This is a genomic window from Nostoc sp. CHAB 5715, assembly GCF_020829685.1.
In the GTDB taxonomy this organism is placed as follows: Bacteria; Cyanobacteriota; Cyanobacteriia; order Cyanobacteriales; family Nostocaceae; genus Nostoc.
In genome coordinates, this window is sequence record NZ_JAIVFR010000119.1 from 1 (window position 1) to 10,904 (window position 10,904).

Annotated in this window: 10 protein-coding genes; 3 read left to right on the forward strand and 7 right to left on the reverse strand. The window is 40.7% G+C overall.

The features are described 5' to 3' along the window. Positions 1-463: 463 nt before the first annotated feature. Entirely contained in the window at positions 464-697 is a 234-nt protein-coding gene (locus LC574_RS09060) for a DUF3134 domain-containing protein (RefSeq protein WP_118167421.1), read from the forward strand. Positions 698-905: 208 nt separating this feature from the next. Here the strand turns inward: LC574_RS09060 and LC574_RS09065 are convergent, their stop codons facing one another. Beyond that, positions 906-2,198 carry a murein transglycosylase A gene (locus tag LC574_RS09065; RefSeq protein ID WP_229453048.1) on the reverse strand — a complete coding sequence of 431 codons (1,293 nt, stop codon included), beginning with the start codon at positions 2,196-2,198 and terminating at the stop codon, positions 906-908. A gap of 95 nt (positions 2,199-2,293) precedes the next feature. Beyond that, positions 2,294-3,649, reverse strand: a complete 1,356-nt coding sequence (locus LC574_RS09070) for a proton extrusion protein PcxA (protein WP_229453050.1) — start codon at positions 3,647-3,649, stop codon at positions 2,294-2,296. A gap of 78 nt (positions 3,650-3,727) precedes the next feature. Here LC574_RS09070 and LC574_RS09075 point away from each other — a divergent pair, with 78 nt between their 5' ends. Next, a complete protein-coding gene (locus LC574_RS09075) occupies positions 3,728-5,926 on the forward strand; it encodes a recombinase family protein (protein ID WP_229453060.1) in 2,199 nt (732 codons plus the stop codon). 200 nt (positions 5,927-6,126) lie between these two features. Here the strand turns inward: LC574_RS09075 and LC574_RS09080 are convergent, their stop codons facing one another. Together LC574_RS09080 and LC574_RS09085 are read right to left on the reverse strand one after the other, a co-directional pair. Further along, a complete protein-coding gene (locus tag LC574_RS09080) occupies positions 6,127-6,852 on the reverse strand; it encodes a tail fiber domain-containing protein (protein ID WP_229453062.1) in 726 nt (241 codons plus the stop codon). A gap of 300 nt (positions 6,853-7,152) precedes the next feature. Then, entirely contained in the window at positions 7,153-7,617 is a 465-nt protein-coding gene (locus LC574_RS09085; RefSeq protein ID WP_229453064.1) for a YidH family protein, read from the reverse strand. 152 nt (positions 7,618-7,769) lie between these two features. Here LC574_RS09085 and msrA point away from each other — a divergent pair, with 152 nt between their 5' ends. Next, positions 7,770-8,438, forward strand: coding sequence for a peptide-methionine (S)-S-oxide reductase MsrA (msrA, locus tag LC574_RS09090; protein ID WP_229453065.1), 669 nt, complete (start codon positions 7,770-7,772; stop codon positions 8,436-8,438). Positions 8,439-9,219: 781 nt separating this feature from the next. Here the strand turns inward: msrA and LC574_RS09095 are convergent. The 3 genes from LC574_RS09095 to LC574_RS09105 all read right to left on the reverse strand — a co-directional run bounded on the left by LC574_RS09095 (position 9,220) and on the right by LC574_RS09105 (position 10,661). Then, entirely contained in the window at positions 9,220-9,489 is a 270-nt protein-coding gene (locus tag LC574_RS09095; protein WP_229453076.1) for a hypothetical protein, read from the reverse strand. A 54-nt stretch (positions 9,490-9,543) separates the two neighbouring features. Beyond that, the gene (locus tag LC574_RS09100) at positions 9,544-9,708 is read right to left on the reverse strand and encodes a DUF4277 domain-containing protein (RefSeq protein WP_368736677.1); all 165 of its coding nucleotides are present in this window, start codon (positions 9,706-9,708) and stop codon (positions 9,544-9,546) included. Between the two features lie 326 nt (positions 9,709-10,034). Further along, positions 10,035-10,661 carry a type I restriction enzyme HsdR N-terminal domain-containing protein gene (locus LC574_RS09105; protein WP_229453067.1) on the reverse strand — a complete coding sequence of 209 codons (627 nt, stop codon included), beginning with the start codon at positions 10,659-10,661 and terminating at the stop codon, positions 10,035-10,037. Between the last annotated feature and the right edge of the window lie 243 nt (positions 10,662-10,904).

Sequence of the window (10,904 nt, forward strand, 5' to 3'; positions counted from 1 at the left end):
GAATCTAAATCTCTACACCCTTTGGTTATGGAGGTATCTACACCATTTGATTCTAGAGGTGTTTTATGTCAGTTTATATTGCTGTATTTGGAATACATTGGGTGAAACTGCTACCGCAAGGCGGAAGTCAAAAGTCAAAATGCTTTAATTTTGGTCTTTATGCCTATTTGGAATGGTAGGTTGATTTTTGCTGACCTGTACTAGAATGCTACTTACTTAAGCTAGATTTATATCTCCGACTTATTGAAAAAGTCGGGGATGTGGGCAGCAATTTTTGCTTAACTAAGTGGGATTGAACAGTAAAATGTATCACAAACCCAGACAACATACGAATAGTACGTAAAAAACTCAATGGTTCATATTTCGTCTGTTGAGAAAAGACTTGTTATACAAGGCTTTTAACCCTAGTAAACAACTTTCCTGTTTTTGCACACTGATTCATAATTCAAAGTGAGTTTTTTTTATGCCTATAAGCCCTTTGCGTGAAGAACCTCGTAACCAGAGAGCGCCTGTAATTCGTACAAGTAATGAGTTTATTCTTTTGGAATGGTTAAAGTCAACTGGTCGTCTAATAGAACGGGAACATCAAGAATCTGAGTATTTAAATGAAGTAGAAGAAATTTCAGAAATGATAGACCTTGACGATATCCCTTACGATCATGATGATGATGATAGTGATATGGATATAGAAGCGTAATTCGTAATTCGTAATACTTCGGCTATGTTACCTCGGCTTTGCTACCTCGACTTCGCTCGGCACAAGTCAGTACAAGTTCGCAATTCGTAATTCGTAGTTACCCTAAGCGTTTCATTGATTTGGAATGTGTACTTTATTTAGTCCGAAAGGTTAAGATTCCCGACTTTTTAAATAAGTCGGGGATTCTAGTATTAAAATGCGAGTGTGTTTAATTCTTGGACTTGAGTAATAGATAAAATAATTGTCCATTGCTGACTGTAACACCAGCGCGATCGCCTGCTAATTTCCCAGTACCTAAAAAATAATCTACTCTACCTGCACCTTTAATTGCACCTCCGGTATCTTGGTCAAGAACATAACGACTAACTATGCGCTCCTCTATTTTTCCGGTAGGATTAGCAAAGGGAATAGAAGCGCGAATCAACGCTAAAGCACCAGGAGGCATGAGGGATTTATCTGTAGCGATAGAACGCTCTGCTGTTAGTGGTACGTTGATAGAACCTTGGGCTGGTTCACCGTGGTTTTCTTGAAAAAAAACAAAACTGCGATCGCGTGGAATATAAATATTTAATTCTTGGGGGTGCTTTTGGAAATAGTCAAGAATAATAGGCATAGTCATCCCTTCTAGGGGTAATTTGCCATCATTCGCTAATTCTCGCCCAATACTTTTGTAGTTATAAGCAATATTACCCGCATAGCCGACTGTTGTTTGAGTACCATCAAGAAGCTGAAGTCGCGCTGAACCTTGAATTTGAGCTAGATATGGTTCGAGGCGATCGCGAAACCAAAACAACTCTAATCCTCGTAATTTTCCTTTTGCGCCTTGTAAACCATCTGCTCCTTCTAATTCTTCGCGTGTAGGATGAGGCTTAGGCCAGGAGTTGAAATCAGGAGGTAATCGATAAACAGGATAACGATATTCTGGTGTGGGGACGCGACTAGCTGCGTAAAGCGGTTCATAATAGGCGGTGAATAATACGGAACCTTTGGTGTCTTTACCGACTGACTGGTAAAGAACAAATTCTCGCAGGGTGGCTTGATGTAATTCTGTTGCAGAATTAGTTGTTAGTAGGAGTTCGCGGAATCTTTTCAAGCTTTTGATGACGCGATCGCGCGTAATCTCAGCCACCGGATAGTTTTGATAAGCAGCCCCAGCATTAGCTGTTTGCAGGTATTGGAGACTGTGAGCGATCGCACTCAACAGCGCCTTTTTGTCTGGTATTTCTCCATAGAGAAGTTCATCCAAACAAGAGGTATCACCTTGACAACAAGTTATTGGTAGCCTTTGAATTAATGGTGCTTTTTGGTTTTGTGTAAATGCATCTTGATTTTCAGCAGTCAAGGAAACTGGTATATCCCACTTTTTCACGCGACATTCAGGCGGGCTAAGTTCCTGATGCGCTAAAGGTTGCATACGCACCAGGAAAATTGACAAAACTACAGGTAAGCTGATAGCTATAACTTTGTTAAACTTTCCTAATCCAGCAAGTGTCTTTTTCATCAAAATTCAAATTTTTGATATTATCCCACTTCCCTCAAATTCAAAAATAATCTAATTATTTCTTTCCCCACTCCCCACTCCCCACTCCCCACTCCCTATTCATTCATATTCCGGTAAGTTGCAACTGCTGAAGGCGATATCCGGTTCAAATATCGAAATATCCAATATTTAAATATAGTATCTAAAATCACTGGAAATGTAGCAATAAATAAGAAGATAAAATCTCGATTTGCTGGTAATCCCCAATGACGAGATACACCTTCTAGGAGTACTTCCCAGCCATGAGGAGAGTGGAAACCTACAAATATATCGGTAAACAAAATGATGATAAATGCTTTGGCACTATCACTAAGTCCATAGACAATACGATCAAAGAAATCTTTAATCACAGCAATAGAAGACTTGCTGACGACTAAAAGCCAGATAAAAGCACCCACCGAAAAAATATCTGCAAAAACATTTTTGATAGCATTAGAACTTTCCTTACGAAATTCTTCAGCAAGCTCAACCGCCCTCTTTTTCATTTCAATTTCTATCTGCTCAGGCAACAGTGGCGGGGCATTTCTAATGAAATTTTCAAACTTGAGTTTTTCTTCAAAGCTTTGTAATTCTCCAAGGGCCTCCTCTTCCATTTTGGAATTTAGGAATACTTGCATTTGCTCAGTGTCTCTAAACTCCTCAACAACTGGCCCTACTACGAAAGCTTTTGCTATCTGATGCGTCAGAAGTGGTACGATAATTAATAGTAAAATAAACCTAATAGATATTATTGTTCTTCTTTGAGCTTGACGAAAACTCTGAATTACCTCTTGTTCAGAATTCGGGTCTAATTCAACTTGCAGACGAGTGATAGTACTTAAAATAGAGCGGGGTAAAACGCCTGTTGTATCAATTTTACCTGTTGGTTTTGCTTTTTTTTTCCAGTCTTGAGTTGGTATTTTGGGTGGTAAAGTTGGATTATTCATGAGCAGCGATTTGTCGCCAGATATCACAGGATTAACCGCTAGATTTGGAGGTTGAACTACTAAAGCTTTGGAACTTTTTTGATCAGAAATTGTTGTATATTTGGATATAACTTGATCGATAAAGTTTAGCTTTTCCAAAATCAAAAAAGGACTGAGATACTCTATACCTGCTTTTTGAGCAGCTTTTTGATTTTCTTCATTTAGAAACCAACGACTTGCTCTAAACTCTGTCAGCCGCATTTTGGCCGTTTTTAATAGCTTATTTAAGTCTGACTCAAAATAATCCATCACGCTGTTACTGTACATGGCTGACTCAATGTCTATTTTATTACCATTGAAATGCTTATTTTCTATTTCCTTAATTTTTAATGCTGCATCGTAAGCTTGATGTAAAGAGCGTTCAGGAGTTTGTAAGTACCATCGGTAAGTATTAAGTAAAAAAGAATAGATTTTTTGGCTAAAAACAGAGTTTTTCATTGGAGACAATCATCCAGCATTATTTGGTGACTATTAACCTTAAGTTAACCCACGAGGTATACTAGCAAATCTACAAGGAGAAAGTTTGTGGTTTCTCATTCGGTTTGGATTGTTGGCACTAGCCGCAGTGGTAAGACGGCTCGCTTGGTAGAGCAATTTTGTAGTTGGGTACAACCTGAGAAGCAGTATACTGAATCATTTTATACTAAAAAAACAGGACGTAAAAAAGGCGTTCAGATACCCGAATTTTTATATCTTAAACAAACAGTGCCAGGAGTTTTAGTCTTAGCTGCCAATGATGATAATCGTCGAGAATTGGGGGATATAATTGTTACATCTACCTTAGGAAAATATCCGGTGCGTACCAAGACACCGCTAGGTTTTTTCCAGGATGAAGTTATTTTATTTTGGCCATTGCTAATTAACTCGTTGAGCCTGAAGGCACAGTTTCCGGTAAGATTGCGCCCAGAAACGGAGCAAGAGTTAGCAACCAAACTTTGGCGTCCCCAATTAGACGAAGAAATTTTACGTGTTGCGGGAGTGAATGAATCTCGCTTGGTGCGTCGCATTCTAGACTTATTGCAATTAGCAGCTTACAGTGGTGTACCTTGCGAAGATATTGCCCAGATTTTGACAAGGGGTCTGGGGAAAAATACTACAACTTTAGAGCCGGAATTTCTCGCCTCTTTGCTCCTAGATTGGCGTAACTGGTGTTTAGAGAGGGGGTTACTGACTTATGGCATTATTACCGAACTGTATAGTCAGCATTTATTAAGCGATCGCAATTACCAGCAGCACCTAACTAAACGCTATCAGGCAGTACTGGCGGATGATGTAGATGATTATCCTAGCGTAGCGCGTCTTTTGTTTGAGTTGCTATTAGATCGAGGCGCAGTCGGGGCGTTTAGTTACAATCCCGATGGTGCAGTGCGATTGGGATTGGGAGCAGACCCCAACTACCTACAAGGGTTAGCAGAACGTTGTCGGGTAGAAATCTTGACTGGGCCCCCTCCAGAGTCTCTTGGTGAGCAAGCTGAACAGATGCTGGAATTACTCACAGAACCAATGGTACTGTTAAGCTTACCAAAAACAGTACATTCAATTCAAACCACCTCCCGCGCCCAACTATTGCGGCAAACAGCAGAGGTAATTGCTAATGCCATCCAATCACAGCAAGTGGAACCAGAAGAAGTGGCGATTATTGCACCGGGTTTAGATGCGATCGCTCGTTATACTCTAGTAGAAATCCTTGTCAAGCAAAACATCCAAGTCGAATCGCTGAATGACCAACGTCCCTTAGTTAGTTCACCCGTCATTCGCGCATTACTCACCATGCTGGCACTAGTTTATCCCGGCTTGGGACGACTCATAGATCGGGATGCCGTGGCAGAAATGCTAGTTGTATTGAGCAGGAAACAACCACCAGAAAACTCCCCACTCCCCACTCCCCACTCCCCATTGAACACTGACATTGACCCGGTACGTGCTGGTTTGATTGCAGATTACTGCTTTGTACCGCATCCCGATCGGCCCAACTTGCTACCAGTATCAGCCTTTGAGCGCTGGGATAGAATCGGCTATGCAGCGACTACAGCCTATAATGAGATATTACAGTGGTTAGAACAGCAGCGATCGCAACAAGAATTGCGGTTAATTCCTAGTCCCATTTCCCTCTTAGACAGAGCAATTCAACGCTTTTTGTGGAATGGTAGCAATCTCCCCTACGAACAACTAGCAGCATTGCGAGAATTATTAGAAACCGCCCAACACTACTGGGAAATTGACACCAGGTTACGACAAATTACCCCAGTTGAGACAACGCCTTACACAACTATTATCGAATTCATTCAACTACTGCGACGTGGTACTATCACCGCCAACCCTTACCCTGTGCGTCCCATTGGTGGAGCGAGAAAGGCTGTCACCTTAGCAACTATATTTCAATATCGATCTAGTAGGCGATCGCACCGTTGGCATTTTTGGCTAGATGCTGGTTCACCTCTATGGGCCAAAGGTGGTGCAGCAACTTTGTTCGGTGCGCCGTTTTTCCTGCGAGACAGGTTAGGCGAACCTTGGACAGCAGAAGATGAAAAATTGGCAGAAGAACAAAGATTGCGAAGAATTTTGGCAGATTTATTGTCTCGTGTATCCGAGAGAGTTTATTTGTGTCACAGTGATTTAGCTGTGAATGGACAAGAGCAACTAGGGCCGCTGTTACCTTTAGTGAATGCCTGTGTAACGGTTATTTCTGAGGCTAATGAGAAGCTCAGATCCCCGGCATCTTAAAATAATTCGCAATTAAGGACTTCCAACAAATAAATTATCCAATCTTGTGGGGTGGACAGCGTTCGACTGAGCGCTCACGCCGAAGTTTTGTCCGCCTTTGGCTACGGGCGGGCGAGACGCCCACCCTACAAGAAATAGTTGAGTATTTTTTATTTGGAAGTCCCTAACATCAAATCTAGAATACTACCAACCTGCTTACTTTAATGCTTGGTTAAGTTGTCAGTACCTTGATTCCTAAGAGCTTCCACTTCTCTTTCTAGCTTGTCTATTGCTTTCTCCTGCTCTTGCACAACTTTAGTGAGAACAGCCACAACATCCATTGAGGATAAACCCTTACGATCTTTAGTCGCCACTAAAGCTGGTACATCCTCCGCAATAAATCCTACATGCTTTTCAGCTTTATCTGCTTTATATGCAAAAGTGACAGGATTTAGCTGTTGTAGGGTATCTTTAGCACTTGCCAAAGGTAGAGCGGAGATATCTTCTTTGTAATCACGACTTGATGCATTTGTCCACACACCACCAAAGCTTACATAAGCACCACTACCCATTTGTAGGGGAAAGTTGGGATTTGCCTCGCCGATACCAACATTGCCCTGTCTACCACCTGTTTGCAACAACACATCATAATTTACATTATCTGTACGTAAGTAAAGGTTACCTGAGGGGCCATCAGTGAAAATGTAGTTAGTTTTAAAACCATTTGATAATTCAATAACCGCCGCGTTATTCGAGTCAGATTTAATTACTCGAAATCTACGACCTATAATATCGCTAGTTATTTGTGCTGTCACAGGGTTTGAGAAAATACCAAAGCTTATTCCTAAACCGATAGACAACAATACTCCTAAAAGAAGTAACTTAACTTTACTTTTCCTAAATAGCTGATTGACTGATAAAAATCCTGCTGATTTGAAGCTCATCATTATGCTCCTTATGTAAACCTGTAGCCGCAATATAGCGTTTCTCAGTTGAGTGCAATACAGACCTAACCCCGAGCCCCTTCCCTACTAGCGTTGGGGAGTAAGATTCAAAGCCTCTCTCCTTTTAGGAGAGAGGTTTGGAGAGAGGTCAAAGTGTATTGCTTCCATTCGAGAAGCGCAATATTATAATATTACTTATGAACGAGATTTTACGTATATTATTGTGACTTTGATTGTACTGCTTGGATTGCTGCACAGTCTGATTGGAGAATATCTATAAATAAGTTGATTTCACCTCCAGAATCACAATTTTGCCATTGATTTAGTTTTGTAATGCAAATTTCGTGACTGTGGTTGAGTTGGAACAGGAGAACCAGAAGGAATTTTATCACGCCATAGGATCAAAGGAATACAGAAAAGTCCCAAAATAATTACTACTCCAGTCATTATCCAAACCATTAACCGAGTTGGTCTATAGTTCCCTTGTTCAATTTGCCAGAAAACTTGATTGTATCGCCACGCAGCTAACACAATTGTGAAAATTCCCGAAATTACCAAAGCAACACCCAAATTTTCAGAATTAGATAATGGATTTACATGAGGTTCTTGTTGAGTAATGGCATGATTAAGCTGGCGCAGAAATATACCAAATCGGGCAATAGCAATTCCAAAGCTAATCAATGCAATAGAAGTGCGTAGCCAAGCTAGAAAGGTACGTTCGTTCGCTTGATGCTCCCTTTGACGGTCAATTTTTGGTATTTTATCCATGAGTATCTTCTGACGCCAAGTTTCCCTTGATGAATAGCATTAACTAGTAAAAGAGCAAACAAGTCCAGTGAGAATTATCAGAAGACCCCAAGCGATCGCTAGAATCTTTACAATATTAAATAAGGTAAAGATATATATCAGAGTCAAAATCAATGGCACTATTCGGATTTGGCAAAAAAGCAGTTATGCCCACACCTGAGGAAGCTTTGCCAGGAAGGGCACAGTCTATGTCAGTACCCGCTCATCATTATGTCAATAAGAATCCCTTACAAGCTCCTTATCCCGATGGATTAGAGAAGGCAATTTTTGGCTTGGGCTGTTTTTGGGGTGCAGAACGCAAATTCTGGCAACTTAAGGGAGTTTACACCACCGCAGTCGGTTACGCTGCTGGGTTCACACCCAACCCCACTTATGAAGAGGTATGTAGTGGGCGAACCGGTCACAATGAAGTGGTGTTGGTTGTGTTTGATCCCAAAGTCATTAGTTATTCTGAACTACTCAAAGTCTTCTGGGAAAGCCACAATCCCACCCAAGGGATGCGCCAAGGTAATGATGCTGGCACTCAATACCGTTCAGGAATTTATGTATATTCCGAAACTCAAAAGCAACTAGCAGAAGCATCGCGGGAAGCTTATCAGCAAGCTCTCAACGATGCAGGTTATGGCAAGATTACTACAGAAATCTTGGATGCGCCAGAATTCTACTACGCTGAAGCTTACCATCAGCAATACCTGGCTAAAAATCCTAACGGGTATTGTGGTTTAGGAGGGACAAACGTATCTTGTCCCGTGGGTGTAGTTGAATCGCAGGTTAGTAGTTAGAAATGGAGTTGGTAGGGTAGTCAACTTACAGCTATTTTCAGGTAAATAGACCACGCGGTAGGGGTTTAGCATTGCTCATTGGTGTCAACTTAAGCTAGAAATAGCTTAACTGTTGGCTTCCTCGCCCGCCTCGAACTAAAGTTCTTTGGCTTTTAGCTAAAGTCTACTGAAGTAGACTAAAGATTTTTGGCTATATTTAGTCATCTGAAGATGACTTTCGCTATTAGCAAGGAACTTCAGTTCCTTGCGGGACATAGCTTTTACGTTAAGTTGACACGTATGAGCATTGCGCTTTACCCCTACGATAGATGTGGTTCAAATACATGAAAACTGCTGTAACCCACATTCCGCACCCTAAACTGTCACAGAGGGAAATTACGGGGAAAAAAAGTCCAAGTGAGAATAAAAACAAACATTCTTAGTCAAAAAAGACATTTGAGCAGCGATGAATGACCAAGAATGGCATCAAAACGGGTTGTCAATAAGGAGCAATAAGAACTGATGGTAGTGGGAGAAAGTCTGAAATAAATAAATAAATGAAGATGTTAAAGACTGAAATCATAAATTAGACTAATGAATTGAAGTGACAAACCTAAATTATTGACATAGTAAATTAGAGCTATTAATCAACGGGATTAGCTCATTATGCTGTGGAAATTAAATTAATAGAGAGAAGAATTAGGTAACTAATTGATAGTAACCTAGACAATCATCTGGGAAAAGATTCAAGATAAAATCCCTATCTTGAGTCCAATTAGAGATGTATTTTTCGTTGTGAAGTTCAACTAAATGAATAAAATATTGGTATGTCTCCATCTCCTGAACATATTAGTTCTATGATAAATTGTTTTAAATCCGGTCTCTGGTCACGGGAATAACCGTAGGTTATGGTGATTTCTTTATTGCATTTTACTACTAATTCTTCTAAGTCTTGGGTATTGACTGTTTGTTGATTCTCAAATATTACTTCTGGTAAACTGGTATTGTATTCCCCCTTCGGGTTCGGCAGTCGCTCATGGGGGAAACCCCCAAGACCGCGCTGCCTCACCATGTACGTGCATTGATGATGAGCGGAGCCGGAGACGCTCCGCCTCCGGTCTAAGTGTTATGTTGACAGTGATACACCAAATTTTTGGGCAGCTTTTAAGGCGATTATAAAAAATATTGTATCCAGTCCTTTTATAAATAGTTTATCCATGACTCTCCCTAGTTTATCGTCGTTGAGATATTCTGGTTTTACTCCTGCTCCTATTAAATGCTCACAGGCTATTGTTTCAAAACTTTGTCAGCTTTTTGTTGATGTGTGACAGTTAGGGTGCCGAAGGTGGGCTGTAACGTGAGTTCAACGAACCTCTCCCTGCCTTGAACTAAAGTTCAAGTCTGTCCCTCTCCGACTCGGAGAGGGATAGGTTTTTCTTATAGGACTTATGCAAAATTACACGCTGTAGGGGCAATTCATGAATTGCCCCTACCTAAAAATGACGGTTTCAGTTTCTTAGGGTGTGTTAGCGATGTCTACGACGGGCTACGCCTACGCGTAAAATACCGAAAGTATTGGGATAGTGCGTTAGCCAAGGACATAACGCACTTACAAGATTATGAATTACGAATTAAATGAGCTAGGTGCTTTAAGACTTTCAGGACAATATATATATCATCACGACTATCTAAAGCAAACAAATCAGATAGAGCATATTGTGGAGTTTCAGTTTTTAGCAGTTTGATAAATCTAAATTCATTACCATTGGTGATAAAGCCAAAAACAGGTTTAGCCGAAGTTGCATCTGCCAACATATAAGCCAATGCTTGTGAAATTGCTGGCACTAACGAATAATCTGCTCGTTTTGCCTCAATAACGAGAACCCAAAATGGAGGATGCAACACCAATATGTCAATACGTCCTCTGATAATCGTGCCTTCGTCTTCAGAAGAGATTTTTACCTCTTGTTCTGAGGCAATGTAGAAAGGCGGTTGATAAAAACCTCCTAGACGCAATAGTGGAGATAGCACCACCATTTTGACTACAGGTTCCAAAATAGGATATTTCGATAGATGCAAATATCCTGCCTTGACTTCGTTGAGAGATTCCTTTTCTAAGTCACTCAACTCAGGTAAATTATGCCGCCATTCTGAAAAAAAATCTTCGTCGTCTGCAAGTTGTAGTCCAAATTCATCAATCAGTTGGGCTAGGGTGATATCTTTTCCTTGAAGAATTTGAACCATTTGTTAAACCCTTAGAGGATGTTTTAAAAGTTTTGGGCGAATATAATTCGCTACTACACAAGCTCTCGTCCACCTCCGTGAACTAACACAAAATCAAGGATTTCAAACCCACGGAGGTGGGTTTCGTCTGTGTAGACGCGATTTCCAATCGCCCAGGTGAGTAATATATTAGACTTTTCAAACAACCTCTTATACTTATCTGCCTAAAAAATCTTCCCTTGATATTTACCCTCATACTGCCTT

Bases quoted from the DNA above. Each gene is read 5' to 3' on its own strand.
- LC574_RS09060 (WP_118167421.1), top strand. From the start codon at position 464: ATGCCTATAAGCCCTTTGCGTGAAGAACCTCGTAACCAGAGAGCGCCT.
- LC574_RS09065 (WP_229453048.1), bottom strand. From the start codon at position 2,198: ATGAAAAAGACACTTGCTGGATTAGGAAAGTTTAACAAAGTTATAGCT.
- LC574_RS09080 (WP_229453062.1), bottom strand. From the start codon at position 6,852: ATGATGAGCTTCAAATCAGCAGGATTTTTATCAGTCAATCAGCTATTT.
- LC574_RS09085 (WP_229453064.1), bottom strand. From the start codon at position 7,617: ATGGATAAAATACCAAAAATTGACCGTCAAAGGGAGCATCAAGCGAAC.
- msrA (WP_229453065.1), top strand. From the start codon at position 7,770: ATGGCACTATTCGGATTTGGCAAAAAAGCAGTTATGCCCACACCTGAG.
- LC574_RS09095 (WP_229453076.1), bottom strand. From the start codon at position 9,489: ATGGTGAGGCAGCGCGGTCTTGGGGGTTTCCCCCATGAGCGACTGCCG.
- LC574_RS09105 (WP_229453067.1), bottom strand. From the start codon at position 10,661: ATGGTTCAAATTCTTCAAGGAAAAGATATCACCCTAGCCCAACTGATT.